Origin of the sequence: Micromonospora sp. NPDC093243, assembly GCF_044753725.1 — a bacterium.
In the GTDB taxonomy this organism is placed as follows: domain Bacteria; phylum Actinomycetota; class Actinomycetes; order Mycobacteriales; family Micromonosporaceae; genus Micromonospora.
This window is the reverse complement of record NZ_JBIVNT010000001.1, coordinates 1,008,961-1,035,342: the sequence shown is the minus strand read 5'-3', so window position 1 is coordinate 1,035,342 and position 26,382 is coordinate 1,008,961. Positions and strand designations below refer to the sequence as shown.

Annotated in this window: 24 protein-coding genes; 18 read left to right on the top strand and 6 right to left on the bottom strand. The window is 72.7% G+C overall.

All coding sequences use genetic code 11. The features are described 5' to 3' along the window. The first annotated feature begins 9 nt into the window (after nt 1-9). From ruvC to ACIP9D_RS04665, 8 genes are all read left to right on the top strand, one after another. Entirely contained in the window at nt 10-537 is a 528-nt protein-coding gene (gene ruvC, locus ACIP9D_RS04700; RefSeq protein ID WP_350871091.1) for a crossover junction endodeoxyribonuclease RuvC, read from the top strand. After that, nucleotides 534-1,136 (top strand): Holliday junction branch migration protein RuvA, encoded by a 603-nt coding sequence (gene ruvA / locus ACIP9D_RS04695; protein ID WP_350871089.1) that lies wholly within the window; start codon nt 534-536, stop codon nt 1,134-1,136. The genes ruvC and ruvA overlap by 4 nt, the downstream gene beginning before the upstream one ends. Then, nucleotides 1,133-2,203, top strand: coding sequence for a Holliday junction branch migration DNA helicase RuvB (gene ruvB, locus ACIP9D_RS04690; protein ID WP_350871087.1), 1,071 nt, complete (start codon nt 1,133-1,135; stop codon nt 2,201-2,203). Before ruvA ends, ruvB begins: the two co-directional genes overlap by 4 nt. Nucleotides 2,204-2,395: 192 nt before the next feature. After that, on the top strand, nt 2,396-2,683 hold the full coding sequence (yajC, locus tag ACIP9D_RS04685) for a preprotein translocase subunit YajC (protein WP_400449336.1): 288 nt from the start codon (nt 2,396-2,398) through the stop codon (nt 2,681-2,683). Between the two features lie 259 nt (nt 2,684-2,942). Further along, on the top strand, nt 2,943-4,862 hold the full coding sequence (gene secD / locus ACIP9D_RS04680) for a protein translocase subunit SecD (RefSeq protein WP_350871083.1): 1,920 nt from the start codon (nt 2,943-2,945) through the stop codon (nt 4,860-4,862). A 1-nt stretch (nt 4,863) separates the two neighbouring features. Next, nucleotides 4,864-6,051, top strand: a complete 1,188-nt coding sequence (gene secF / locus ACIP9D_RS04675; RefSeq protein ID WP_350871081.1) for a protein translocase subunit SecF — start codon at nt 4,864-4,866, stop codon at nt 6,049-6,051. A gap of 107 nt (nt 6,052-6,158) precedes the next feature. Further along, the gene (locus ACIP9D_RS04670) at nt 6,159-6,725 is read left to right on the top strand and encodes an adenine phosphoribosyltransferase (RefSeq protein WP_350871079.1); all 567 of its coding nucleotides are present in this window, start codon (nt 6,159-6,161) and stop codon (nt 6,723-6,725) included. Nucleotides 6,726-6,895: 170 nt separating this feature from the next. Further along, nucleotides 6,896-9,382, top strand: a complete 2,487-nt coding sequence (locus tag ACIP9D_RS04665; protein ID WP_396700276.1) for a RelA/SpoT family protein — start codon at nt 6,896-6,898, stop codon at nt 9,380-9,382. Between the two features lie 244 nt (nt 9,383-9,626). On the opposite strand, the gene ACIP9D_RS04660 is transcribed toward ACIP9D_RS04665, so the two are convergent. Both ACIP9D_RS04660 and ACIP9D_RS04655 read right to left on the bottom strand, forming a co-directional pair. Next, nucleotides 9,627-10,466 (bottom strand): peptidylprolyl isomerase, encoded by an 840-nt coding sequence (locus tag ACIP9D_RS04660; RefSeq protein WP_350871078.1) that lies wholly within the window; start codon nt 10,464-10,466, stop codon nt 9,627-9,629. A 60-nt stretch (nt 10,467-10,526) separates the two neighbouring features. Further along, nucleotides 10,527-11,411, bottom strand: coding sequence for a peptidylprolyl isomerase (locus ACIP9D_RS04655; RefSeq protein WP_350871076.1), 885 nt, complete (start codon nt 11,409-11,411; stop codon nt 10,527-10,529). Nucleotides 11,412-11,670: 259 nt separating this feature from the next. Between ACIP9D_RS04655 and ACIP9D_RS04650 the strand changes: the two genes are divergently transcribed. Both ACIP9D_RS04650 and hisS read left to right on the top strand, forming a co-directional pair. Then, a complete protein-coding gene (locus tag ACIP9D_RS04650) occupies nt 11,671-12,390 on the top strand; it encodes an MBL fold metallo-hydrolase (RefSeq protein ID WP_350871074.1) in 720 nt (239 codons plus the stop codon). Nucleotides 12,391-12,444: 54 nt separating this feature from the next. Continuing rightward, on the top strand, nt 12,445-13,773 hold the full coding sequence (hisS, locus tag ACIP9D_RS04645) for a histidine--tRNA ligase (RefSeq protein WP_350871072.1): 1,329 nt from the start codon (nt 12,445-12,447) through the stop codon (nt 13,771-13,773). A 162-nt stretch (nt 13,774-13,935) separates the two neighbouring features. Here hisS and ACIP9D_RS04640 read toward each other — a convergent pair whose 3' ends face one another. Beyond that, nucleotides 13,936-14,451, bottom strand: coding sequence for a PaaI family thioesterase (locus ACIP9D_RS04640; RefSeq protein WP_350871070.1), 516 nt, complete (start codon nt 14,449-14,451; stop codon nt 13,936-13,938). Nucleotides 14,452-14,507: 56 nt separating this feature from the next. On the opposite strand from ACIP9D_RS04640, the gene ACIP9D_RS04635 reads away from it, so the two are divergent. Then, nucleotides 14,508-14,984 carry a helix-turn-helix domain-containing protein gene (locus tag ACIP9D_RS04635; RefSeq protein ID WP_350871068.1) on the top strand — a complete coding sequence of 159 codons (477 nt, stop codon included), beginning with the start codon at nt 14,508-14,510 and terminating at the stop codon, nt 14,982-14,984. Between the two features lie 61 nt (nt 14,985-15,045). On the opposite strand, the gene ACIP9D_RS04630 is transcribed toward ACIP9D_RS04635, so the two are convergent. After that, nucleotides 15,046-15,939, bottom strand: a complete 894-nt coding sequence (locus ACIP9D_RS04630) for a GDSL-type esterase/lipase family protein (RefSeq protein WP_350871066.1) — start codon at nt 15,937-15,939, stop codon at nt 15,046-15,048. Between the two features lie 192 nt (nt 15,940-16,131). On the opposite strand from ACIP9D_RS04630, the gene ACIP9D_RS04625 reads away from it, so the two are divergent. Next, complete coding sequence (locus ACIP9D_RS04625; protein ID WP_350871064.1) at nt 16,132-17,178, top strand: S1 family peptidase; 1,047 nt, start codon at nt 16,132-16,134, stop codon at nt 17,176-17,178. Between the two features lie 163 nt (nt 17,179-17,341). Here the strand turns inward: ACIP9D_RS04625 and ACIP9D_RS04620 are convergent, their stop codons facing one another. Beyond that, nucleotides 17,342-18,157, bottom strand: coding sequence for a DUF998 domain-containing protein (locus tag ACIP9D_RS04620; RefSeq protein WP_350871062.1), 816 nt, complete (start codon nt 18,155-18,157; stop codon nt 17,342-17,344). A 187-nt stretch (nt 18,158-18,344) separates the two neighbouring features. On the opposite strand from ACIP9D_RS04620, the gene aspS reads away from it, so the two are divergent. From aspS to ACIP9D_RS04600, 4 genes are all read left to right on the top strand, one after another. Beyond that, nucleotides 18,345-20,150, top strand: coding sequence for an aspartate--tRNA ligase (gene aspS, locus ACIP9D_RS04615; protein WP_350871060.1), 1,806 nt, complete (start codon nt 18,345-18,347; stop codon nt 20,148-20,150). 107 nt (nt 20,151-20,257) lie between these two features. Then, on the top strand, nt 20,258-21,070 hold the full coding sequence (locus tag ACIP9D_RS04610) for a sugar nucleotide-binding protein (RefSeq protein ID WP_350871058.1): 813 nt from the start codon (nt 20,258-20,260) through the stop codon (nt 21,068-21,070). Nucleotides 21,071-21,157: 87 nt separating this feature from the next. Beyond that, nucleotides 21,158-21,757, top strand: coding sequence for a helix-turn-helix domain-containing protein (locus tag ACIP9D_RS04605; RefSeq protein WP_350871055.1), 600 nt, complete (start codon nt 21,158-21,160; stop codon nt 21,755-21,757). Next, on the top strand, nt 21,754-23,103 hold the full coding sequence (locus tag ACIP9D_RS04600) for an MFS transporter (RefSeq protein WP_350871053.1): 1,350 nt from the start codon (nt 21,754-21,756) through the stop codon (nt 23,101-23,103). The genes ACIP9D_RS04605 and ACIP9D_RS04600 overlap by 4 nt, the downstream gene beginning before the upstream one ends. 210 nt (nt 23,104-23,313) lie before the next feature. Here ACIP9D_RS04600 and ACIP9D_RS04595 read toward each other — a convergent pair whose 3' ends face one another. Then, on the bottom strand, nt 23,314-24,054 hold the full coding sequence (locus tag ACIP9D_RS04595; RefSeq protein WP_350871051.1) for a GNAT family N-acetyltransferase: 741 nt from the start codon (nt 24,052-24,054) through the stop codon (nt 23,314-23,316). A gap of 140 nt (nt 24,055-24,194) precedes the next feature. On the opposite strand from ACIP9D_RS04595, the gene ACIP9D_RS04590 reads away from it, so the two are divergent. Then, nucleotides 24,195-24,404, top strand: a complete 210-nt coding sequence (locus ACIP9D_RS04590) for a hypothetical protein (RefSeq protein WP_155332763.1) — start codon at nt 24,195-24,197, stop codon at nt 24,402-24,404. A 73-nt stretch (nt 24,405-24,477) separates the two neighbouring features. Next, the gene (locus tag ACIP9D_RS04585) at nt 24,478-26,034 is read left to right on the top strand and encodes a replication-associated recombination protein A (protein WP_350871049.1); all 1,557 of its coding nucleotides are present in this window, start codon (nt 24,478-24,480) and stop codon (nt 26,032-26,034) included. Nucleotides 26,035-26,382: the final 348 nt, after the last annotated feature.

Below are 26,382 nucleotides of genomic sequence, written 5' to 3'. Positions count from 1 at the left end.
GGAGGCGGCGTGCGGGTGCTCGGCGTCGACCCGGGGCTGACCCGGTGCGGGGTGGGCGTGGTCGAGGGCGTGCCCGGCCGGCCCTGCACCCTGGTCGCCTACTACGTGGTCTACACCGACCCGGCCGACGAGCTGCCGCTGCGCCTGCTGCACCTGGATCGCAAACTCACCGAGCTGGTGGCGGAGCACCGGCCGGAGAGCGTGGCGGTCGAGCGGGTGTTCAGCCAGCACAACGTGCGCACCGTGATGGGCACCGCGCAGGCCAGCGGCATCGCCGTGCTCGCCGGTGCGCGCGCCGGGCTGCCCGTGCAGACGTACACCCCGAGTGAGGTGAAGGCGGCGGTGACCGGCTCCGGGCAGGCGGACAAGGCGCAGATGACGGCGATGGTCACCCGCCTGCTGCGGCTGCCCGAGCCGCCCCGCCCGGCCGACGCCGCGGACGCGCTGGCGTTGGCGATCTGCCACATCTGGCGCGGCGGAACCCGCTCCAAACTGGCCGCCGCGGCGGACCGGGTACGACGAGGAGGAGCTAGATGATCGCGAGCGTGCGCGGCGTGGTGACCGCGACCGGCCCCGACCAGGCCGTGATCGAGGTCGGCGGGGTGGGCCTCGCGGTGCACTGTGCGCCGGGCACCCTCGCCGAGCTGCGGGTCGGCCAGCCGGCCCGACTCGCCACCAGCCTGGTCGTCCGGGAGGACTCGCTCACCCTCTACGGCTTCGCCGACGATGACGCCAAGCAGCTCTTCGAGCTGTTGCAGACCGCCAGCGGGGTCGGCCCCCGGCTGGCCCAGGCGGTGCTCGCCGTGCACACCCCCGACGCGGTCCGCAAGGCGATCGCCAACGCCGACACCGCCGCGTTGACCCGGGTGCCCGGGATCGGCAAGAAGGGCGCCGAGCGGTTGGTGCTGGAGCTGCGCGACCGGATCGGTCCGGTGCCGGTGGGCGCCGACGGCGCGGCCGGGGTGGTCGGCGGCGCCTGGCCGGACCAGGTGCGTCAGGCGCTGGTCGGGCTGGGCTGGACGGCCGCGCAGGCCGACCAGGCGGTCGCCGCGGTGGCGGAGACTGTGGACGGCCCGACGCCGCCGGTGCCGGTCCTGCTCAAGCAGGCCATCCGGCTGCTGGGCCGGACGCGATGACCGGTCCCGACCACGGCGTGGTCTCGGCGTACGTCGCGGACGCGGAGCGGGACGCGGAGGCCAGTGTCCGGCCGAAGCGGCTGGCCGAGTTCATCGCCCAGCACCGGGTGCGCGACCAGCTCGACCTGCTGCTGCAGGGGGCGATGCGCCGGGGCAGCCCGCCCGACCACATTCTCCTGTCCGGGCCGCCCGGCCTCGGTAAGACGACGTTGGCCAACATCGTGGCGGCCGAGTTGGGTGCGGGCATCCGGGTGACCAGCGGGCCGGCCATCGAGCGCTCCGGCGACCTGGCGGCCATCCTGACCAGCCTCGCCGAGGGCGACGTGCTCTTCATCGACGAGATCCACCGGATCGCCAAGCCGGCCGAGGAGCTGCTCTACAGCGCGATGGAGGACTTCCGGGTCGACGTGGTGGTCGGCAAGGGGCCGGGCGCCACCGCGATCCCGCTGGACGTGGAGCCGTTCACCCTGGTCGGCGCGACCACCCGCTCCGGCCTGCTGACCGGGCCGATGCGCGACCGGTTCGGTTTCGTCGCCCACCTCGACTTCTACGCCCCGGCCGATCTGGAGGCGCTGCTGCACCGCTCGGCGCGGATCCTCGGCGTGCCGATCACCGCCGACGGCGCCGTCGAGATCTCCGGTCGCTCGCGGGGGACGCCCCGGATCGCCAACCGGCTGCTGCGCCGGGTGCGCGACTTCGCCGAGGTACGGGCCGACGGCGTGGTCAACCTGGAGACCGCGCGGGCGGCACTGACCGTCTACGACGTCGACGCGCTCGGGCTGGACCGGCTGGACCGGGCGGTGCTGACCGCGTTGGTCGACTCGTTCCGGGGCGGCCCGGTCGGGCTCTCCACCCTCGCCGTCGCGGTGGGGGAGCAGCCGGACACGGTCGAGGAGGTCTGCGAGCCGTTCCTGGTCCGGGCCGGTCTGCTGGCCCGTACGCCGCGGGGGCGGGTGGCGACCGAGGCGGCCTGGCGACATCTGGGGCGTACACCACCGAATGGTACATTTGGTGCCGATGCCCCTCCCGTGGCCGATCTGTTCTCGACCGCGCCCGATCAGCCGTGATCCGAACGTGATCTGTGCCGCATTCGGCGTTCCCAGGTGCAGGGATTAGACTCGCCGCGGTCTGTACAGGACGTGAGAATCCGCCTCCGCTCCGGCACACCTGGTGCCGGCGGGAGGCCAATGGGAAGGTCTGTAACCGTGCAATACCTTGCAGCGGGCAGCGGCGGGGCCGGCGGTCTGACGCCGATCCTGATGATCGTTCTGCTCTTCGGCGTCATGTACTTCATGATGATCCGCCCTCAGCAGAAGCGCCGCCGCGAGGCCGCGGAGATGCAGTCCGCGCTCGGCCCCGGTGACGAGGTTGTCACCATCGGCGGCCTCTACGGCACGGTCACCGGCGTGGACGACGACACCGTCCTGCTCGAGGTCTCCCCCGGAGTCCAGACCCGGTACGCCCGGCCGGCCATCGCCCGGGTGGTCACCCGGGCCGAGCTTCCGGCGGAGCCGGCGACCGAGGACGCGGACACCGTCAAGGAGTGACCCGCCCCCCGTCGGGGCAGCCCGGCCGGTCCCAACCGGCCGAATCCCGACGGGGCGGCGGTGGCGACATCAAAACTGGATAATCGGGTCGACGCTGGGCGTCGGCACACCTGCGTGACCGGTCGGCGCCCCCGCGCTCTCCGCCGCGACGCCGTGCCGCCGACCGCAGCCGGGCCCGGTCGGATCCGTCGGCCCGGGATCCCGGCCCGACACCCGTCGCCGCGGGGGCGGCGCGACCGTACAGGGAGACAGGACAGCCGTGGCACCACCTCAGGGACAGATGCGCCCCGGGCGGCAGCTCGCCGTACTCGGGCTCATCTTCGTCGTCCTCTATCTTTTGGTGTTCTTCTCGGGCGGCGCCAAGGGCAGCTTCACCGACCGGCTCGAGCCCCGGCTCGGCCTGGACCTGGTCGGCGGCACCCGCCTGACGCTGGAGGCGAAGAACACCGTCGACGGTCGGCCCCCGACGGCGGAGAACCTCGAAGAGGCCCGCCAGATCATCGAGAACCGGGTCAACGCCTTCGGCGTGGCCGAGGCCGAGGTGGTCACCGAGGGCAACCGGAACATCGTGGTCTCCCTGCCCGGCGAGAACCGGGACCTGACCAACGTCGGCACCCCGGCCGAGCTGCGCTTCCGCAAGGTGCTCAAGGCGGCCGACGGCAGCGGTGCGATCGCCGCCCCGCCGGCCGCGACGCCGGCCCCGTCCGGCAGCGCGAGCCCGGCCCCCTCGGGCAGCGCGACGCCGACCCCGTCGGGCAGCGCCGCGCCGAAGGTGACCAGCTCGCCGTCGGGCGGCCAGGGCGGCATGGCGCCGGCGCCGAGCGCGAGCGCCACCCCGACCCCCTCGACGTCGGCCTCGCCGAGCGCCGCCGCGCCTGCGCCGAGCGCCAGCGAGGCACCGGTGCCGGCCAGCATCGAGCAGCAGCGCAAGGCCGTCGAGCAGAAGGTCGGTGCGGCCGCCTGGTCGGCCGCCAGCGGGTTGCAGGCGCCGGCGGACCTCACCGCCGACCCGTCGCTCGCCGACAAGCTCAAGCCGTTCGGCACGCTCAGCCCGCAGGAGGTCGCCGTCCTGCCGGCGCAGATGCAGTTCAACGTGCCGACCATCGGCTGCGCCCAGCTCGACGGTCGCCCGCCGGCCTCGGTCTCGGACCCGCAGCAGCAGGTGGTGGCCTGTGAGGACGGCGCTGCGAAGTACCTGCTCGACGTGGCGAAGGTGCTCGGCACCGACGTGAGCGACGCCAGCGCGGTGATGGACCAGACCAGCTCCTGGGTGGTGAGCCTCGACTTCACCGGCAACGGCCAGGAGAAGTGGACCAACCTGACCCGCGAGGCGTTCAACAACGAGGGCCAGGCCTGTGACGCCTCCGCCCTCGGCCAGGACGGCAAGTGCCGGGTGGCCGTGGTGCTGGACAACGAGATCGTCTCCTCGCCCGAGATCCAGGGCGTGCTCACCGGCGACTCGCAGATCACCGGCAACTTCACTCAGAAGGACTCCAGCACGCTGGCCAGCCAGCTGCGCTACGGCGCGCTGCCGGCGACCTTCGAGGCGCAGGAGCAGCAGAACGTCTCCGCCACCCTGGGCGCCAGCCACCTGCGGGCCGGCCTGCTCGCGGCCGGCATCGGCATGCTGCTGGTCATCATCTACGCGTTCTTCTACTACCGCCTGCTCGGCTCGGTGATCTTCCTGAGCCTGATCCTCTCCGCGCTGCTGGTCTTCGGCGCGCTGATCGTGCTCGGGCGGCAGATCGGGTTCACCCTGACGCTCGCCGGCATCGCCGGTTTCATCGTCTCGCTCGGTGTGGCGGCGGACTCGTTCGTCATCTACTTCGAACGATTGAAGGACGAGATCCGCGAAGGCCGCAGCCCGCGTAGCGCGGTGCCGCGGGCGTGGATCCGGGCCCGCCGGACGATCATCTCGGCGAACGCCATCTCGATCCTCGCGGCGGTGGTGCTCTACATCGTCTCGGTCGGCACGGTGAAGGGCTTCGCCTTCGCCCTGGGTCTGGCGACGGTGCTGGACCTGGTCGTGGTGTTCCTCTTCCGGCACCCGATCATGACGATGTTCGCCCGGACCCAGGCGTTCCTCTCGCCCCGGGTCAGCGGCCTGGGCCGCGTCCTGCGGACGGCCGAAGCCGAGCGGGAGACCACCACCCGCCCGTCGCGCGTGAAGGAGGCCTGACATGGCCGGTAGCGGTTTGGCCACTCGCCTCTACCGGGGCGAGGCCGGTCTCGACATCATCGGCAAGCGCAAGCTCTGGTTCGGCATCGCCGGCGCGCTGGTGCTCGCCGCGCTGCTGAGCTTCCTGTTCCGGGGCTTCACCCTCGGCATCGAGTTCGAGGGCGGCAACTCCTTCCAGGTGCCGGCCAGCGTCGGCACCCTCAACCAGGCCGAGGACCGCGTCGACACGGTCCTCGCCGACGCCGGCAGCACCGAGGTGGAGTCGGCCCAGCGGGTCGGCGGCGCGGGCGGCGAGTTCTACGAGTTCCGCACCGCCGTGCTGAACTCCGAGCAGGCCAACGCGGTCAAGTCCGGGCTGGCGCAGGAGTTCGGCATCAACGCCGACCAGATCAGCTCCAACCAGGTCAGCGCGGCCTGGGGTGGCCAGTACACCGAGCGCGCGCTGCTCGGTCTGGTCATCTTCATCGCGCTGGTGATGCTCTACCTGATCATCCGTTTCGAGTGGCGGATGGCGGTCGGCGCGGTCTCGTCGCTGCTGCTCAACCTGGTCCTCACCGCCGGGGTCTACTCGCTGGTCGGGTTCGAGGTCACGCCGTCGACGATCATCGGCTTCCTCACCATCCTGGGCTTCGCGCTTTACGACGTCGTCGTGGTGTTCGACAAGGTCCAGGAGAACACCCGGGGCATCACGGCGAACAACAACCAGACCTACGGCGAGGCAGCCAACCTCGCCATCAACCAGACCCTGATGCGGTCGATCAACACCGGTCTGGTCGCGCTGCTGCCCGTGGGTGGTCTGCTCTTCATCGGTGTCCCGCTCGGCGCGGTCACCCTGGAGGACCTCGGTCTGGTGCTCTTCGTCGGTATGTTCATCGCGGTCTACTCGTCGATCTTCTTCGCCACCCCGGTGCTGGCGACGCTGAAGGACTTCGAGCCGCGAATCCAGGCGCACAAGAAGCGGGTGCTGGCCCGGCGGGGCGCGATCGCCCGTGGCGAGGTGACCCCGAAGGGCGCACCGCGCGCCAGCGCCGGCGGCGGCGAGAGCGTCGTCGACCCGGAGGCCGCCGCGCTCGCCGGCGCGGCGCCCAAGGTGGGTGCCAGGCCGGCCGCCAAGCGGCAGACCGGCGCCCGCGGTGGGCGGCCGACCGGTGGCGGCGGAAACCGGCCGGGCGGCGCCAAGCGGCGCTGACCGACCGCCGGGGGCCGACCCGGTAGGAACCGACCTGACGGCGTCCTTCATGCTGTGCGAGCAGCATGCAGGACGCCGTCGTCGTCGGAAGGGAAACGGGAACTGCCGTGACGGAGACCCACAGCGCCGAGGTACGCGGGGACAGCGGTGTCGAGACCGCCCGGCTGGTGGCGAGCCGGGTGCTCGACGTGCCGGACTTTCCCAAGCCGGGTGTCGTGTTCAAGGACCTGATGCCGCTCTTCGCCGACGGGGCCGCGTTCCGCGAGGTGACCGACCGGATCATCGCGTACCACGGGCGGGACGCGTTCGACGCCGTGGTGGGCATCGAGGCGCGCGGCTTCGTGGTCGCGGCGGCCATCGCCTACGCGACCGGGGTCGGCGTGGTGCCGGTGCGCAAGGCGGGCAAGCTGCCCCGGGCCGCCTACTCGGCCTCGTACGAGCTGGAGTACGGCGAGGCGACCCTGGAGGTGCACCAGGACGCGTTCACCGCGGGGCACCGGGTGCTGGTGGTGGACGACGTGCTCGCCACCGGCGGGACCGCGGCGGCGACGCTCGACCTGGTCGAGCGGGCGGGCGGCACCGTGGCCGGGTTCACCGTGCTGCTGGAGCTGGGTTTCCTGGGTGGCCGGGACCGGCTCGCCCCCCGTCCGGTCCATGCCCTGCTGACCGTTTGATCCGGGTGGCCGCTGGTAGGCCCGGCGCGGTCCGTCCGGCGGAGCGGCAGGGCACCGTCTGTGCGGGTAGCATTGCCCTTTGCTGACGCCGGCGGTACACCGTTCGGCGGCACGAGACCAGACCGATCGGCGTACGGTCGGTGTGTTTCCGGCGAGCGGTGAGGAGGCCGGTGTCCCACGATGTCGTCCCTCCGGTGGAGGGCACGTTGCACCCGACAGGCGACGCGGACGGCTCGGTGACCGACCGGAACGGTGACGCGACAGCCCGGGTGACGGGCTCTGGCAACGGCTCAGGCCTGACCGACCCGGTCGACGGCGCCCGGCCGGCCGACAACGTGGTGGTCCCGTTCCGGGCCGACGGGTCGGTCGAGCCGGCGGTCGGCACCGGTTTCGGCTTCTCCAACGCGCCCACCGGCCGACGGGTGCGGGCCCGGCTGGCCCGGTTCAACGCGCCCTGGCAGACCTCGCAGGTCAGCGAGGTGCTCGAGCCGCTGATCTCGACACACCGGGAGAACCACCCCAAGGCGGATGCCCGGCTGCTCCAGCGCGCCTTCGACACCGCGGCCCGCTGGCACTCGGGGCAGTACCGCAAGTCCGGTGACCCGTACATCACCCACCCGCTGGCGGTGGCCACCATCCTCGCCAACCTCGGGATGGACACCACCACGCTGGTCGCGGCGCTGCTGCACGACACCATCGAGGACACCGAATACACCCTCGACCAGATGCGCGCCGACTTCGGTGGCGAGGTCGCGCTGCTGGTCGACGGTGTCACCAAGCTCGACAAGGTCAAGCTGGGTGACGCGGCCAAGGCCGAGACCATCCGCAAGATGGTGGTCGCGATGGCGAAGGACCCGCGGGTCCTGGTGATCAAGCTCGCCGACCGGCTGCACAACATGCGTACCCTGACCTTCCTGCCCCGCCCCAAGCAGGAGCAGAAGGCGAAGGAGACGCTGGAGATCCTGGCCCCGCTGGCCCACCGGCTCGGTATGAACACCATCAAGTGGGAGCTGGAGGATCTCGCCTTCGGCACCCTCTTCCCGAAGCGGTTCGAGGAGATCAACCGGCTGATCGGGGAGCACCAGCCGCAGCGCGAGGCACTGCTGCGCCAGGTCACCCAGAAGGTCTCGACCGACCTGAAGGCCGCCAAGATCAAGGCGGACACCACCGGCCGGCCGAAGCACCTCTACTCGATCTACCAGAAGATGATCGTGCGGGGGCGCGACTTCAACGACATCTACGACCTGGTCGGGGTGCGGATCCTGGTCGACACCGTGCGCGACTGCTACGCGGCGCTGGGCGTGATCCACGCCAACTGGCAGCCGGTGCCGGGCCGGTTCAAGGACTACATCGCGATGCCCAAGTTCAACATGTACCAGTCGTTGCACACGACGGTCATCGGGCCCACCGGTAAGCCGGTGGAGATGCAGATCCGCACCTACGCGATGCACCGCACCGCCGAGTTCGGCATCGCCGCGCACTGGAAGTACAAGGAGCACAAGGGCACCCAGATCGTCGGCCCGCCGGCGCACATCGACGAGATGACCTGGCTGCGTCAGCTGCTGGACTGGCAGCGCGAGGCGGCCGACCCGAGCGAGTTCCTCGACGCGCTGCGCTTCGACCTGTCCAGCCAGGAGGTGTACGTCTTCACCCCCAAGGGTGACGTCATCCCGCTGCCGACCGGGTCGACGCCTGTGGACTTCGCGTACGCGGTGCACACCGAGGTCGGGCACAAGTGCATCGGCGCCCGGGTCAACGGCAAGCTGGTGCCGCTGGAGTCGACGCTCTCCAACGGCGACGTGATCGAGATCTTCACCTCGAAGTCCGACACGGCCGGCCCGACGCAGGACTGGTTGGGCTTCGTCAAGAGCCCCCGGGCCCGGACGAAGATCCGCCAGTACTTCAACAAGGAGCGGCGCGAGGAGGCGATCGAGGCCGGCAAGGACGCGATCGTCAAGGCGATGCGCAAGCAGGGCATGCCCCTGCAGCGGATGCTCACCTCCGACGCGTTGATGTCGATCGCCCGCGACCTGCACCTGGCCGACGTCGCCTCGCTCTACGCGGCGGTCGGCGACAGCCAGGTCAGCGCCCAGTCGGTGGTGCAGAAGCTGATGGCCGCGTACGGCGGCGAGGAGGGCGCGGCGGAGGACATCGCCGAGACCGCCGTCGCCACCCGGCCGCCGCGCAGTCGGCAGAGCAGCGCCGATCCGGGTGTGGTGGTCCGTGGCGTCAGTGACGTCTGGATCAAGCTGGCCCGGTGCTGCACCCCGGTGCCGCCGGACGCGGTGTTCGGCTTCGTCACCCGCTCCGGCGGGGTGAGCGTGCACCGCGACGACTGCGCCAACGCCGAGGATCTGCGGGCACAGAGCGAGCGGGTGGTCGAGGTGAGCTGGAAGCTCACCTCCGCCTCGACGTTCCTGGTCGCCATCCAGGTGGAGGCGCTCGACCGGCACAAGCTGCTCGCCGACGTCACCCGGGTGCTCTCCGAGGAGCGGGTCAACATCCTCTCCGCCACGGTCACCACCACCCGGGACCGGGTGGCGGTGAGCCGGTTCAGCTTCGAGATGGCCGACCCGAAGCACCTCGGCCACCTGCTGGCCACGGTCCGCAAGGTGGACGGCGTCTTCGACGCCTACCGGGTCACCTCCGGCGCCTGACGCCGCCCGGCTGACCGGGCCCGGAGGGCGCGGCCTGCCGGGTCCACCGTGGCGGGCTCGTCGGTGCGCCCGCCAGTTCGCGAGATCACCCGCCCCGACACCGGCGCCATGACCACTCGACTTCCGTGAAAGTCGGGGTATCCGGGCGACCGGACACCCCGACATCCGCGCACCCGAGTCGATCACGAACGAAAACGCCCGCCGGTCGGTGACCGGCGGGCGCTTCGTCGTACGAGGGGCGCGCTCAGGACTGCGGCGCGCTCATGGTCAGCTTCTTGATGACGATCTCCTTCTTCGGGTGACCGCCACCGGCCTGCTGCGCGAAGGCCTTGTCGTCGCCGGCCTTCGCCACGTCCTGGACGATGTTCATACCGCCGGTGACGGTGCCGAGGACGGTGTAGTTCGGGTCCAGCGGCGAGTCGCCGTAGACGATGAAGAACTGGCTGCCCGTGCTGCCCGGCTGGCCGGAGTTGGCCATCGCGATGACGCCCTCCGGGTAGGGGGGCCGCTTGTCGGTCGGCAGGTTCTCCTCGGCCATCCGGTAGCTCGGGCCGCCGGTGCCGTCGGTGTCCCGCCAGCCCTTGCCGGTGGCGCTCGGGTCACCGCACTGGAGCACCTTGATGCCCTCGGTCACCAGCCGGTGGCACTTGCTGTTGTCGAAGAAGTTCTTCTCGGCCAGGTGGGTGAAGCTCGCCGCGGTGCAGGGCACCAGGGACCGGTCGACCTTGGCGGTGATCGGCCCGAGGTTGGTGTCGATCGTCATGGTCTGCACACCGGTGTTCGACTGCTGGTTGGCCGGCAGCCCGACGTCCTTGATCTCCTTGATCCGCTGATCGGCGGGGATCTCGGTGTAGGCGCACTGGGCGAGGCCGCTCGCGGCCGTCTCGGTGCCGGTCTTGTCGTCGTCGCCACCCAGGCTGGTGGCCAGCCAGACGGTGCCGGCCACCACGAGCAGAAGGGCGAGGCTCGCCCCCACGATCGCCTGGGTCTGCCGGCGCTTGCGGGCCAGGGCCGCGCGCTCGGCCATCTCCTTCTCGAGCCGGGCGCGTGCCGCCGCGCGCTGCCGCTCTCTGGTGGACGTCACGCCTGGATCCTCCTGGACTGTCTGTCTGGGTGCCGCTGCGGGTGGGGTGGGGCTGCCCGGTCAGCCGGCGCTCGGGCTGGGCGCCGGGGCTCCGGAACCGGTGGGCGCCGGTGCGCCCCCGGCGACCGGCTCGCCGACGGTGAGGCTCTGGATCGTCACGTCGGTCTTGGGCTTGACCGTGGCCCCGGTCCCATTGTCCACGGTCGGCAGGGCGCCGACCTTCTCCAGGACGTCCAGGCCGCCGGTGACCTTGCCGATGACCGGGTAGGCCGGCTTCTCCGGGTTGTAGTCCTTGAAGAACAGCAGGAACTGGCTGCCGTTGGCGCCCGGCGGGTTGGCGATCATGGCCACCGTGCCCTTCGGGTAGGCCGGCGGCTGCCCCGGGGTGGGGCTGGCGGACGGGCTCGGCTCGGCCCCGTCCGGCACGTTCTCGTCGTAGAACGAGTAGGTCGGGCCGCCCAGCCCGGTGCCGCTGGGGTCGCCGCAGCGCAGCGCGCCCTCGGCGGTGATCTCGTGGCACTTGGTGTTGTCGTAGAACGACCGGCCCGCCAGGTGGGCGATGCTCGCCGCCGCGCACGGCGCCGAGACCAGGTCGAGCTCGGCGGTGATCGGCGCACCCTGGTTGGTGGTCACCGTCATCGCCCGGGTGCCCTCGGTGGGCAGGCCGGTGGTGGCCGGAGTGCCCACGTCCTTGAGGTTGGTGTTCGCCGAGGCGTCCTGCGGGGTCCAGAGGCAGACTTCCTCGGCGGCGCTGTTCTTCGCAGGATCCGAGTCGAAGGCGCCCAACGCCCAGGCCGAGCCGGCCACGATCAGCGCCAGCACCAGAGCGGCGCCCACGCCGGCCTGGATCTGCCGCCGGCGCCGGACCCGTCCGGCCCGACGGGCCATCTGCCGGTCGAGCTTGGCCCGCGCCAGTTTGCGCTGCCGGTCCCTGCTGGAAGCCACCCGTGCTCCCCTTCCTCTACGCTGGTCGTCACCGGCGGCGGGCGTCCCCCGCCCGGGCGGGCCAGTGCGCCACGCCACACGCCCGCCAGAGTGTACGGCCACCGGCTGGGAATGTGGTGTACGAGGTCCCGGCTGCGCTTATCGGAGCGGATCACTGTGCCGAACGGGAACGGCGGGACGGATGGGTCCGCCTAATGCGCTCGTGCCGCCGGTTAGGCTGCTGGCAGACGGACAGCAGCTCGACGGAAGGGGAGCGGACGTGCTCGTGGCCGGCTTTCCCGCCGACGCCTTCGGCACCAACTGCTACGTGGTCGCCACGGCGCCCGGCGAGCAGTGCCTGGTGGTCGACCCCGGGATCGGCGTACTCGACCGGCTCGACGCCCTGCTCGCCGAGCACCGCCTGCACCCGGCCGCCGTGCTGCTCACCCACGGCCACCTCGACCACACCTTCTCGGTGGCGCCGGTCTGCGGGGCGCGCGGCGTCACCGCGTACGTCCACCCCGGCGACCGGGAGATGCTGGCCGACCCGGCCAAGGGCCTGTCGGCGGAGCTCAGGTCGCTCTTCGGGGGGCGGTTGCCCTACTCCGAGCCGGAGGACGTCGCCGAGTTGACCGACGCCGCCACCCTCGCGCTGGCCGGGTTGGAGATCACCGTCGACCACGCACCGGGCCATACCGGCGGGTCGGTGCTGTTCCGGATGCCCGGCGCCGGCTCGCGCTGGGAGGCGGACGAGGTCTGCCTCTCCGGCGACGTGCTCTTCGCGGGCTCGATCGGCCGCACCGACCTGCCGGGCGGCAGCATGCCGGCGATGCTCACCAGCCTGCGGGACAAGATCCTCCCGCTGGCCGACGACACCGTCGTACTGCCCGGCCACGGCCCCACGACCACCATCGGCCGCGAGCGCGCGACCAACCCGTACCTCCTCGAGGTGGCGGAGTCCGGCGACGCGCGCCCGGCCGCACCCACCCGCGGCCTGTAGCCGGCCGCACCGACTCTCCCCGCGCGGGCCGCGCGGGTCCGCGAACGGAGCATCATGAGCAAGCCCACGCCCATCTCCGGCTTCCCCGAGTGGTCACCGCCGCAGCGGTTGATCGAGCAGTACGTGCTCGACCGGATCCGGAACACCTTCGAGCTGTACGGTTTCGCCCCGCTGGAGACCCGCGCGGTCGAGCCGCTCGACCAGTTGCTGCGCAAGGGGGAGACCTCCAAGGAGGTCTACCTGATCCGCCGGTTGCAGGCCGACGCCGACGGGCCGGCCGGCGACGACTCGCTCGGGCTGCACTTCGACCTGACCGTGCCGTTCGCCCGGTACGTGCTGGAGAACGCCGGCAAGCTGCAGTTCCCGTTCCGGCGCTACCAGATCCAGAAGGTGTGGCGCGGGGAGCGGCCGCAGGAGGGGCGCTACCGCGAGTTCCTTCAGGCCGACATCGACATCGTCGACCGGGACACCCTCGCCGCGCACCACGAGGCGGAGATGCCGCTGGTGATCGGCGACGCGCTGCGCTCCCTGCCGATCCCCCCGGTGCGCATCCAGGTCAACAACCGCAAGATCTGCGAGGGCTTCTACCGGGGCATCGGGCTCACGGACCCGGAGGCGGCGCTGCGCGCGGTCGACAAGCTGGACAAGATCGGCCCGGCGAAGGTGGCCGAGCTGCTGGCCCAGACGTCGGGCGCGAGCGAGGCGCAGGCGAAGGCGGTCCTGGCGCTGGCCGAGATCTCCGCGCCGGACGCGTCGTTCGCCGACGCGGTGCGCGCCCTCGGGGTCACCGACCCGCTGCTCGACGAGGGGATCGAGGAGCTGGTCCGGGTGATGGAGACCGCGACCGCGCACTCGCCCGGGCTCTGCGTCGCCGACCTGCGGATCGCCCGTGGCCTGGACTACTACACCGGCACGGTCTACGAGACCCAGCTGCGCGGCTACGAACGGTACGGCTCGATCTGCTCCGGTGGCCGGTACGACAACCTGGCCAGCTCGGGTTCCGTCCGGTTCCCCGGGGTCGGCATCTCGATCGGCGTCACCCGGCTGCTCGGCCTGCTCTTCGGCACCGGCGGGCTGTCGGTCTCCCGGGAGGTGCCGACCTGCGTCCTGGTCGCGGTGATTAGCGAGGAGCAGCGTCCGGTGAGCAACCGGGTGGCCGACGTGCTGCGCCGGCGCGGGGTCCCGACCGAGGTGTCGCCGAGCGCGGCGAAGTTCGGCAAGCAGATCCGCTACGCCGAGCGGCGGGGCATCCCCTACGTCTGGTTCCCCGGCGTGGACGGCGCCGCCGACGAGGTCAAGGACATCCGTTCCGGCGAGCAGGGGCCGGCCACCGCCGACACCTGGACCGCGCCACAGGCGGACCTGAAGCCCCTGGTGAGCTGACCCGACCCGACCCCTCTCCCGACTCTCCTGACTCTCTCGCGACTCGCGTCGATCATGCAGTTGTGGTGGGGGACACATCCCGCTTTTCGGTATGTACCAGGCACCACGACTGCATGATCCACGGGGCCGGGGCCGGGGCCGGGGCCGGGGCCGGGGTTGGGGTTACGCGTCCGGGGTTAGCGGGAGGATCAGGCAGGTGCTGGTGGCGTGGGCGACCAGGCGACCGCGGGCGTCGGTGAGGCGGGCCTCGGCCAGGGCGGTGCGGCGGCCGCGTTGCAGCACGGTGCCCTCGCAGCGCAGCGTGCCGGAGTCGACGGTGGCCGGGCGGAGAAACTTCACGTTCAGGTCCAGCGAGGTGTAGCCGACGCCGGCCGGCAGCGTGCTGTGCACGGCGCAGCCGGCGGCGGTGTCCAGCAGGGTGGAGAGGATTCCGCCGTGGACGGTGCCGAGCGGGTTGTAGTGGAACTCCTGCGGCACCATCTCCACCGTGACGCGTCCCTCGTCGGCCGTCATCCGGGACATGTCGAGCAGCTGCATCACCGGCGGCGGGGGCAGTTCGCCGGCGAGCATCGCCTGGAGCATCTCCAGGCCGCCGCGCCGGCCGAGCGCGGCGGCGTTCTCCGCGGGGTCGGACCAGGAGAAGGTGCGACTGCGCGTGGCGTCCTGCGTCTGCGTCATGGACTCAGGGTGTCAGTCGGTTGCTGAGTCTGTCAACGAGACCTAGCCTGGTCGCCATGAGGCCCCCTGCGCTGGACTGGTCGGTGGAGAACTGCACCATCGCCCGGGCGATGGCGATTCTCGGCGAGCGGTGGACCCTGGTGGTGCTCCGGGAGGTCTTCAACGGCATCCGTCGCTTCGACGACATGCGGATCCGCACCGGCATCCCACGCCAGGTGCTCACCAACCGGCTGGCCACCCTGGTCGAGCAGGGCGTGCTGCGCCGCGAGCCGTACCGGGAGCCGGGCAGCCGGGTGCGCCACGAGTACCGGTTGACCGACAAGGGGCTCGACCTGTGGCCGGTGCTGGTCGCCGTGCTCGGCTGGGGTGACCGCTACCTGGCCGATCCGGAGGGCTCGCCGCTGGCCGTCGAGCACCGCGACTGCGGCGCCGAGATCCGGGTCGGGCTGCGCTGCGACAGCGGCCACCCGGTGGAGTCACCGCGCGACGTGGTGCCGCGACCGGGCCCGGGCGCCCGTCGCCGAATCGGCTGACCGAGGTGACCGGCCGCGCCGGCGGGCGGGCGGGGACGGTCGCCCACCCGCCGGTCGGTGGTCACCAGCGGAAGCCGGCGGCGTACGAGACGTTCGCCAGCACCTGCTGGCCGGTGGCGTTCGGGTGGAAGTAGTCCCAGCCGGAGAGCTGGCTCAGCGTGAACGGGTAGCCGAACACCGCGTTGTCGTCGAAGTCGCAGTTCGGGCCGTACGCGGCGCAGGCCTGCGCGAGCTGGGTGTTGTAGTCGATGACCCGCTGGCGTACGCGGTTGCGCCGGTCGGTGTCGGCCGGGGCGGTGGAGGTCGGGTTGGCCAGCATCGACTGGCAGATGCCGAAGAGCGACCACGCGCTGCGGGCGCTGCCGCTGTCCTTGCCGACCGACCAGAGCCGGCGGATGTCGGGGATGCTGATCAGCTGCACCCGGGCGGTGGGCAGCCCGGTCTTGAGCCGGTTCAACGCGGCGTCGATGTTGGCCCGGTAGGTGCTGACCGGGGTCATGCTCGACTCCGAGCTGGTGCAGGCGTCGTTGGCGCCGATCAGCATGGTCACGTAGCCGACGCCCTGGCCGACCGCGGTGCCGGCCTGCCCGTACATGTCGGCGGACTTGGCCCCCGACCGGGCGTCGTTGTGGTTGCGCCCGCCGATGGCCGGGTTGACCGCGCGGATGCGCAGGTAGTGGCTGTTGACGGCGGAGTTGTCACCGGTGCTGAAGGACCGGGACGTGCAGTCGACGTACCAGCCGCAGGCGTTGAAGCCACGGGTGATCGAGTCGCCGAGGCTGGCCATCGCGCTCGGCGGTGGCCCGGGATCGGCGGCGGCAGGGGCGGCGGGGAGCAGGGCGAGCGCGGTGAGGGCGGCGAACGGGACGAGTAGGCGCCGAATGAGGGACATGGTGGCCTCCGGGTCGCGGGTGCCGAGGGGGAGGTGCGGTGAGCAGATGGTATAGACAGCCATCTGTGTCCACAATGTTTCCGGTCGATGACCACCGTTGACGGGGCGAAAAGGACAAAGTTAGGTCTTGCCGATGATCTTAAGCATGTGAATACTTCAGTGAGTCGCGGCCGATTCCCCCAGTTCGGCCGGATTGTCCTGTGCCCCCGCCAGCCCCTGGTGTGGGCCGTCGCTCCCTCCCTGGAGGTTTGTTACATGCGACCCACGAGGTCATCGATCCGCCACGCCGCCACCCTCACCGTGGCCGGAGCCCTGGTCGTCGGCTCGCTCATCGGCGCGCCTGCCCAGGCGGCCCCCGCCGCCTCGCCCGACACCGCCGCCGCCCTCGCCGCGCAGCTCGGCGACCGCTCCGCCGGCTCGTACATCGACGCCAACGGCAAGTCGGTCGTCACCGTGACCGACGCGGCGGCCGCCCGCCAGGCGAGCAAGGCCGGCGCCACCGTCAAGTACGTCACCCGCGGTGCCGCCGAGCTCAACCGGGCCACCGCGGACCTGGAGCGCTCCGCCAAGATCCCGGGCACCGCCTGGTGGAGCGACCCGGTCACCAACCAGGTCGTCGTCTCCGTGGACAGCACCGTCACCGGGGCGAAGCTGGAGCGGGTGAAGGCCGCCGCCGCGCGGGCCAACGGCGCCGTCCGGATCGAGGCCGAGGCCGGCGTGCTGAGCACCCGGATCTCCGGTGGCCAGGCCATCTACGCCGGTGGCGGCGGACGCTGCTCGCTCGGCTTCAACGTGCGCAGCGGCAGCACCTACTACTTCCTGACCGCCGGGCACTGCACCAACATCTCGTCGAGCTGGTACTCGAACTCGGCCCAGACCGCGCTGATCGGCACCCGGACCGGCACCAGCTTCCCGGGCAACGACTACGGCATCGTCCGGCACAGCAACTCCGCCAACGCGGCCGGCAACGTCTACCTCTACAACGGCAGCTACCGGGACATCACCGGCGCCGGCAACGCCTCCGTCGGCCAGTCGGTGCAGCGCTCCGGCAGCACCACCGGCCTGCGCAGCGGCTCGGTGAACGCGACCAACGCCACGGTGAACTACGCCGAGGGTTCGGTCTCCGGCCTGATCCGGACCAACGTCTGCGCCGAGCCGGGCGACAGCGGCGGCTCGCTGTTCAGCGGCGGCACCGCCCTGGGCCTGACCTCCGGCGGCAGTGGCAACTGCCGCACCGGCGGCACGACCTACTTCCAGCCGGTCACCGAGGCGCTGAGCCGCTACGGCGTCAGCGTCTTCTGACCCAGACCAGCTGAGCGGGCCGCCGGATTCTTCCGGCGGCCCGCGTCGTGCGTCCGGGCGGTGGCGGCGGGGCTGAGTCGGTGGTTGGGGGGTGCGTTGCGCGGGTCGCCGCCTTGTCGGCGGGGTACCGCGCGGACAGCCGACTCACGGAAGCGGGGCCGACTCACGGAAGCGGGTCAGGCCGCGGCGGGGCTGGCTCACGGGCCGGCCGACGGGAATCGTGCGGCACGACCCGGGTCACCCGCCGACCCGAGTCGACGGGCGGGGTGGCGTCGGCGGCCGTGGCGGGCCCGGCGACCGTGGTGAGACCGGCGGGAGTGGTGGGACCGGCGGCCGTGGTGTCATCGACGGCCGCGGCGGCCCAGGCGAGCTGCGCCCGCCGGGCGGAGAGGACTGCCAGCAGCGGCCAGAGCGCGACGGCCACCGCCAGCACCCGCTCGGCCAGCCCGGTGCGGGACCCGCCGGTCACCTCGAACGCGAACCAGCCGAAGAGGCTCAGCAGCAGCGCGGTGACGCTGAGCCCCACCGCCCGCCGGAACGCCCACGGCGGCTCCGGCCGGGCCGGGTGCCCGGCGTCCGGGCCGGGCGGCAGCCGCAGCGCCGAACCGGCCGGCCAGAGCGCCATCGCGAGGACGGCCACGGTGGCCACGATTCCGTGGCCGAGGGAGCCGCCGACCGTCGGCCGGGGGAAGGCGATCAGCGCGATGGTGGCCACCCCACCGACGGCGAGCAGGAAGCGGCTGGGCAGCCCGGCCGCGTGCAACACGGCGGCGATCGCCACGTAGCAGCCGCCGAACAGCACCAGACAGCCGATCATGATCCAGGCGTCGGTGGCGTCGTGCCCGGCCAACTCGCTGATGGTGTCCCGGATCGGGTCGTAGCCGGCGGGCTGGCGGGCGCCCGCGACCGTCCAGCCGGTCACCAGCAGCACGGGTGCCGCCGCCGCCGTGGCGACGGCCCAGTTGGGTACGACGCGCATTCGGCCACGTTAACCGGCGCGGCGTCGCGCCGAGCCGGGTTCGCGCCGACCGCCCAACGACGAATTTCCCTGGCGCGCCGACCGCCCGGCGACGAATTGCCCTGGCGTGCCGGGTGCCCCGGAACGAGGACTGCCGCCCCTGACAGAATGCCGGTGAGGACTGTTCCACGATGAGGAGTTGCCAGCCGTGATCCGTACCCACAATGCCGGAAGCCTGCGCGCCGCGGACGCCGGCTCGACGGTGACGCTCGCCGGCTGGGTGGCCCGCCGCCGCGACCACGGCGGTGTCATCTTCGTCGACCTGCGCGACGGCTCCGGCGTGGTCCAGGTGGTCTTCCGCGAGGAGGACGCGCACGCGCTGCGCAACGAGTTCTGCGTGAAGGTCATCGGTGAGGTGACCCGCCGCCCGGAGGGCAACGAGAACCCGGAGCTGCCCACCGGCGAGGTCGAGGTGACCGTCGCGGAGCTGGAGGTGCTCTCCGAGGCGGCGCCGCTGCCGCTGCCGGTCGACGACCAGATCGAGGCCGGCGACGACATCCGGCTCCGGTACCGCTACCTCGACCTGCGACGCAGCGGGCCGGCGAGCGCGATGCGGTTGCGCTCGCGGGCCAACCAGCTGGCTCGCGGCGTGCTGCACGAGCGGGACTTCCTGGAGATCGAGACCCCGACGCTGACCCGGTCCACCCCGGAGGGCGCCCGCGACTTCCTGGTGCCGGTCCGGCTCCAGCCCGGCAGCTGGTACGCCCTGCCGCAGTCCCCGCAGCTGTTCAAGCAGCTGCTGATGGTCGGCGGGATGGAGCGCTACTACCAGATCGCCCGCTGCTACCGCGACGAGGACTTCCGCGCCGACCGGCAGCCGGAGTTCACCCAGCTCGACATCGAGATGTCCTTCGTCACCGAGGACGACGTGATCGACCTCGGCGAGGCGATCGTCTCGGCGCTCTGGAAGGAGCTGGCCGGGCACGAGATCTCCCGGCCGATCCCGCGGATCACCTGGCACGACGCGATGGCCCGGTACGGCTCCGACAAGCCGGACCTGCGCTACGGCGTCGAGCTGACCGAGCTGACCGACTACCTGCGCGGCACTGAGTTCCGGGTCTTCGCCGGCGCGATCGACGCCGGCGGCTACGTCGGCGCGGTGGTGATGCCCGGCGGCGCGTCGCAGACCCGCAAGGAGCTGGACGGCTGGCAGGACTGGGCAAAGGCGCGCGGCGCGCGCGGTCTGGCGTACGTGGTGCTCGACGCGGAGACCGGCGAGGCGCGCGGCCCGGTGGCGAAGAACCTCTCCGAGGCGCACCTGGCCGGGCTGGCCGACGCGGTCGGCGCCAAGCCCGGCGACGCGATCTTCTTCGCCGCCGGCGCGAACACCCGCGAGGCGCAGGAGCTGCTCGGCGCTGCCCGGATCGAGATCGCCAAGCGGGCCGGGCTGGTCGACGAGAGCGCCTGGGCGTTCTGCTGGGTGGTCGACGCCCCGATGTTCGAGCGCACCGACGAGGGTGGGTGGACCGCGGTGCACCACCCGTTCACCTCCCCGAACGCCGAGTGGGTGGACCGGTTCGAGGAGGCGCCGGACCGGGCCCTCGCCTACGCGTACGACATCGTCTGCAACGGCAACGAGATCGGCGGCGGCTCGATCCGTATCCACCGCGGTGACGTGCAGAAGCGGGTCTTCGACCTGCTCGGCATCACGCCGGAGGAGGCCCAGGACAAGTTCGGCTTCCTGCTCGAGGCGTTCAAGTACGGCGCGCCGCCGCACGGCGGCATCGCCTTCGGCTGGGACCGGGTCTGCATGCTGCTCGCCGGCGCGGACTCGATCCGCGAGGTGATCGCCTTCCCGAAGACCCGGGGCGGCTTCGACCCGCTGACGGGCGCGCCGACGCCGATCACCGGCCAGCAGCGCGCCGAGGCCGGCATCGACGCCAAGCCCAAGCCCCCTGCCACCCCGCACACCGGCACCGCCGGCCCCGCCGCCCCGGTAGCCGACCCCACCTGACCCACCCGGGGGCCTGCCCCTGTTGATCAAGAGGTCCGCGTCATGATTCGCTGTCGACATGACGCGGACCTCTTGATCCTTTGTGGGAAGAGCGGGGGCGGGGCGGGATGAGGCTGCTCGTGGTGGGGGCCAGCGGGTTCCTGGGCGGTGAGGTGTGCCGGCAGGCGGTGGCCGCCGGGTGGCCGGTGGTGGGGACGTACCACTCGGGCGCCGTCGGGCTGTCGGGAGTGCGGGCGCGGCGGCTCGACGTGACCGACCGCGCCGCGGTGCGCGCTCTGGTCGCCGAGGTGCGGCCGGACGCCGTCGTGAGCACGCCCTACCGGTACGGCGACTGGACGGTGACCGCCGACGGGGCGGCGCACGTCGCGGTCGCCGCCGCCGAGGTGGAGGCGCGGTTGGTGCACCTCTCCAGCGACGCGCTGCACGCCGGCCGCCCCGAGCCGTACGCCGACGACGAGCCGCCCCGCCCGGTCTACCCGTACGGCGCGGCGAAGGCGGCGGCGGAGACCGCGGTGCGGGCGATCGACCCCGGCGCGGCGCTGGTGCGCACCTCGCTGATCCTGGGGGAGGGGAGCAAGCAGATCGAGCTCTGCCGGGATGCGCTCGCCGGCCGGGCGGCTCTCTTCACCGACGCGATCCGCTGCCCGGTCGACGTCACCGACCTGGCCGCCGCCGTGCTGGAGCTGGTCGAGGGCGACCACTCCGGCCCGCTGAACGTGGCCGGCCCGGACGCGGTGAGCCGCGCCGAACTGGGCCGGCTGGTGGCCCGCCGCGAGGGGCTCGACCCGGCCGGCCTGAAGACCACTACCAGCGCGGAGGCTGGGGCGACCGGCCCCGTCGAGGTGCGCCTCGACTGCTCCCGCGCCGCCGGACTGCTGCGGACCAGGCTGCGCGGGGTCCGCGAACTCCTCGCCGGCTGAGCGCCCTCGGAAGCATCCCCGACGGTCACGCACACTTCCTATGCACAACTATTGTGCATAGGAAGTGTGCACAGCTATTGTGCATGCATGGATGACGAACATCCGGGCGGGCCACCCGCCCCCCGCAGCGTCCAGCTGGACGCCCGGCAGGTCCGCACGCTGGCCCATCCGCTCCGGATGCGGCTGCTCGGCACGCTGCGCCTCGACGGGCCGGCAACGGCCACCGCGCTGGCCGAGAAGCTGCACACCAACACCGGGGCGACCAGCTACCACCTGCGGCAGCTCGCCGAGGTGGGGCTGGTGACCGAGGACCTCGACCGCGGCGCCGGCCGCCAGCGGTGGTGGCAGGCGGCGCACGACATCAGCAACTTCGAGCCGACGGACTTCGACGACGACCCGGACGCCCGAGCGGCGGTGCAGTGGATCCAGGCCGACCAGGTGCGGCTCCTCGCCGAGCAGGCCGAACGGTGGATGGCCGTCGCGCCCGGCTGGTCCCGCGAGTGGCGCGACGCGGCCGGCATGGGTGACATGGTGCTCGAACTCGGGCCGGCCCGGCTCCGCGCGCTCAACGACGAGCTGTGGCAGCTGCTGATGCGCTACCGCGACGAGGCCACGCCCGACGAGCCGGACGCCCGGTCCGTGCACGTCTTCCTGGCCGCCTTCCCCCGGGTGGAGGAGGAACGATGAGCGCGCTCTCCGTACGCCAGGTCCGCCGCCGTTTCCTGGTGCTGCATGGTCTGCGCTGGCTGCCCTCCGGCCTGATCATCCCGGTGATGATCCTGCTGATGCAGCAGCGCGGCCTGTCGCTGTCCCAGATCGGGCTGGTCACCGTCGCCCAGGGCCTGGTCGTGCTGGCGCTGGAGCTGCCCACCGGCGGGCTCGCCGACGCCCTCGGCCGGCGGCCGGTGCTCCTGGTGGCCTGGACACTCGGCCTGGTCTCTCTGCTGATCTTCGCGGTGGCCGACTCGTTCGCGCTCTTCGCCCTGGTCTGGGCGTTGCAGGGCGTCTTCCGGGCGCTGGACAGCGGCCCCCTGGAGTCCTGGTACGTCGACGCCACCCTGGCCGCCGATCCCGAGGCGAAGTACGAGCCGGGTCTCGGCTACGCGGGCACGGTGATCGGCGTCGCCATCGCCGCCGGCGCGCTGCTCAGCGGCGGTCTGGTCGCGCTCGGCCCGATCGGGCCGGTCAGCGCGCTCACCGTCCCGGTGCTGGTCGCCGCCGCGTTCCAGCTGGTGGCCCTGGTCGCCCTGCTGGTGCTGCTGCGGGAGGTCCGCCCGGCCCGGGGCGCCGGGGCGCTGCGGGCGTCGCTCGCCGAGGCGCCCCGGATGATCGGTCAGGCCGTCGGGCTGCTGCGCCGCTCCCGAGTGCTCCTGGCGCTGGTCTCCGTCGAGCTGTTCTGGGGCTTCGGGATGGTCACCTTCGAGTCGCTGCTGCCGGTGCGGCTCTCCGAGGTGGTCGGAGATCCGGACCGCGCGGCGGCGCTGCTCGGGCCGGCGAACTCGGCGGCCTGGCTGGCCGGGGCGGCCGGCGCCGCGCTCACCCCGCTGCTGCTGCGCTGGCTCGGGGCCGCCCCGGGCGCCGCGCTGATGCTCCTTCTCCAGGGCGGCACGGTGGTCGGGATGGGGCTGCTCGCCGGCCCGGTCGGTGTACTGCTCGCGTACCTCGCCTGCTACACCGTGCACGGGGCGGCCAACCCGCTGCACCAGGGCCTGCTGCACCGACAGGTCGACGGCCCCTACCGGACCAGCGTCATCTCGCTCAACTCGATGATGGGCCAACCCGGCTTCGCGATCGGCGCGGTGGCGCTCACCGCGCTCGCCGACACGGTCAGCGTCACCGCCGCGATGCTGGTCGGCGCCGTGGTGCTGGCCCTCGCCGCGCCGCTCTACCTGCCCGCCTGGCGGGCCGGTCGCGGCTCAGGGCCGGTGTCGCCCGGCCCGACATCGCCGACTCCGGTCCCGACCGGCGTCGCCGAGCCGGCGGGTGCCCCGGGCGCCGCGACGGCCGACGCACCCGCCGCGAGGGGCGGCTGAGCCGCCACTCGGGAAGGCGTGCGCACCGAGCGTTTCCGGGGACAGTCGATCCTGCGGGGCCGACCCTGTGGACGGTTGATCCCCACCCCGGTGGCGGCGCCGGACCTCAGCGAGCGTGATACCGCAGAGGCATTTTGATGACTCTCCGGTATCACGCTCGCCGCGTCGGTCGGCTGGGGAACGCAGGAGGCGGTGCGCCAGGCACGGACCTCAACCGAGCCGGACCGAGCTGAGGCCGAGGGTGTGGATGAAGCCGAGCCGCCGGTAGAGGCGGATCGCACCGACGTTGACCGGATAGACGCCCAGCGCCGCCTGGTCGTACCGGGTCAGCAGGGCCCGCGTCATCGTGGCGGTGAGCGCCGCGCCCAGCCCCTGCCCGCGAACGGCCGGGGCGACGGTGAGCCCGGCCAGGAAGCCGATGTCGCCCCGGCTGCGATCCGCCCCGCAGGCGACCAGCCGGTCGCCGTCGCGGATGCCGTACCAGTCGACGACCCGGGGGTCGCCCGGGCGTGAGGTGCTGGTCGGGAAGGCCTCGTCGACCAGCGCGGCGAGCGCCGGGTGGTCGGCCTCGGTGAGTCGGACCACCCGCTCCTCGCCCGGCTGTGCGGGCGGCGCTGTGCTGGTCCAGAGGAAGTCCCAGTCGTCGTGCCGGCCCACGGTCAGCCGGCCCGCCAGGTCGTCCGGGCCGAGCCGCGGCAGGTGCACCCCCTGGCCGGGGCGGAGCGTCCCCTCGGCGGTCAGCGCCCCGCAGATCTCCGCTGCGGGGACGGCGGCGCCGAACCCGCAGGCGCCGACACCCTGCCCCGCCGGCAGCAACCACACGACCGCGCCGTCGCGTCGGTAGCCACGCGGCTCGACATCCCGCCCGAGTTGGTGCCGGACGAACGGGTGGTGGCCGGCGGCGGCCAGGACGGCGGCCCGGCCGTGCAGGGCCTGGTCCGAGACGATCATGTGATCAGCCTAGAAGCCCCGACCCGGCGCGTCCCCCAGGGCGCCCGCCCGGAGCGGCCGGTCCACGGTGGAGATTGGCGAGCGGACCGATTGGGTACATCTCGCGCCGACCTACTGGGAACCCCCACCGGAGGAACGCCATGCTCGCCATTCTCGCGGCGATCGTATTCGGTTTCGCCCTGCTGCTCGACCTGATGGACACCAACTTCGGCGCGCCGGACCTGTTCAACTGGAACACCCTCGTACTCATCGGCCTGCTGCTGCTCTCGCTCTACCTGGCCGGTGTCGGCCGCGGCCCGGGTGGCGGCGGCGGCCGCTGGTACCGGGGCCGGCGTCCGGGTCGGGGCTGACCGGAACCGATCACCGAGGTCGGGCCGCGGCGCGATTCCGGCGTTGCGGACCCGGCCCGGTACTGTTCCCGTGATGGAGTCCGACGCCCTCTTCTCCCTCGGTGAACCCGCCGGAGCGCCCAGCGCCCCCGCGGGTTCCGCTGGCGTCGGCGGGTTCAGCACGGTCGGGCCGGATTCGCCCCTGCCGGTACGGATGCGTCCGGCGAGCCTCGACGAGCTGATCGGGCAGGACCACCTGCTCGCCCCCGGGGCGCCGCTGCGCCAGCTGGTCAACGGCGGCGCGCCGATGTCGGTGATCCTCTGGGGCCCGCCGGGTAGCGGCAAGACCACCATCGCGCACCTGGTCGCCGGGGCCACCGACCGCCGGTTCGTCGCCATGTCGGCGCTCTCCGCCGGGGTCAAGGACGTCCGGGCGGTGATCGAGACGGCCCGTCGGCAGCGCCGCAGCGGCGGCCCGCAGACCGTGCTCTTCATCGACGAGGTGCACCGGTTCAGCAAGACCCAGCAGGACTCGCTGCTCGCCGCGGTCGAGGACCGTACGGTCACGCTGCTCGCGGCCACCACCGAGAACCCGTACTTCTCGGTGATCTCGCCGCTGCTCTCTCGGTGCGTGCTGCTGACCCTCCAGCCGCTGGACGACGAGGCGGTGCGTGGCCTGCTGCGCCGGGCGGTCGCCGACGATCGGGGTCTCGGCGGAACGCTGACCCTGGAACCGGCGGCCGAGGACCACCTCGTCCGGCTCGCCGCCGGCGACGTACGCAAGGCCCTGACCGCCCTGGAGGCCGCCGCCGCCTCCGCCGCCGCGCTCGGCGCCGGCGTGATCGACCTGAGCACCGCCGAGCAGGCGGTGGACGTGGCCGCCGTCCGCTACGACCGGGACGGCGACGCGCACTACGACGTGATCAGCGCCTTCATCAAGAGCATGCGCGGCTCGGACGTGGACGCGGCGCTGCACTGGTTGGCTCGGATGCTGGTCGCCGGGGAGGACGCCCGGTTCATCGCCCGCCGGCTGGTGATCTTCGCGAGCGAGGACGTCGGGATGGCCGACCCGAGCGCGTTGAGTGTGGCCACCGCCGCCGCGCACGCGGTGGAATACGTAGGGCTTCCGGAGGTCCAGCTCAACCTCGCCCAGGCGGTGATCCACCTGGCCACCGCACCGAAGTCCAACTCGGCCACCACCGCGATCGGCGCGGCCATCGCCGACGTGCGGGCCGGGCGGGGCGGTCCGGTGCCCCGAGGGCTGCGCGACGCGCACTACGCCGGCGCCCGCGGGCTCGGCCACGGTGCCGGTTACCGCTATCCGCACGACGACCAGCGCGGCGTGCTCACCCAGCAGTACGTGCCGGACGACCTGGTCGGCACCGACTACTACCGGCCCAGCCAGCACGGCTCGGAGCGGTCGGTGGCCACCCGGCTGCCGCTGCTGCGCCGGATCGTCCGCGGGCTGCCCACCCCGGTGAGCCGGCCGGCGGCGTCGGACTCGGCGGCGACGCGACCCGTGGTCCCGGCGGCCGGGCCCGAGGCGCCGGCTTCGGTCCCGGCGGGCAACGGCGGTCGACCGACGGGCCCGGATGGCGCCGAGGTGGCGGAGCAGGGCGGCAGCGACGCCGCCGGAGAGGGTCAGCAGTGAAATCCCGTGGGGAGCGACCGGAGGACGGCCCGGACGAGCGGCGCGATCCCCGTGCCAAGGGCCGCCGCTGGGGGCGGGGCCGAGCCGAGGCCGAACCGGAGGAGCCGGTCAGCGGCGAGGAGTTCGGCTGGATCGACGACCTGCGCTCGGCCAAGCAGCAACAGGTCGAGCTGGGGCCGGGTGCGCCGGAGGCCGGCGGGCCGAGCGTCCGTGGCGGCGTTCCGGTACCACCCGGCCCGGACGGGCCACCCCCCGGCGCGCCCCCGGTGCGCCGGGGCGGACCGGAGAGTGGCGCCGCCCGGCCGCGTCCGGTCGACGGGCCGTGGCCCGGCGCGCCGGAGCCGCCCG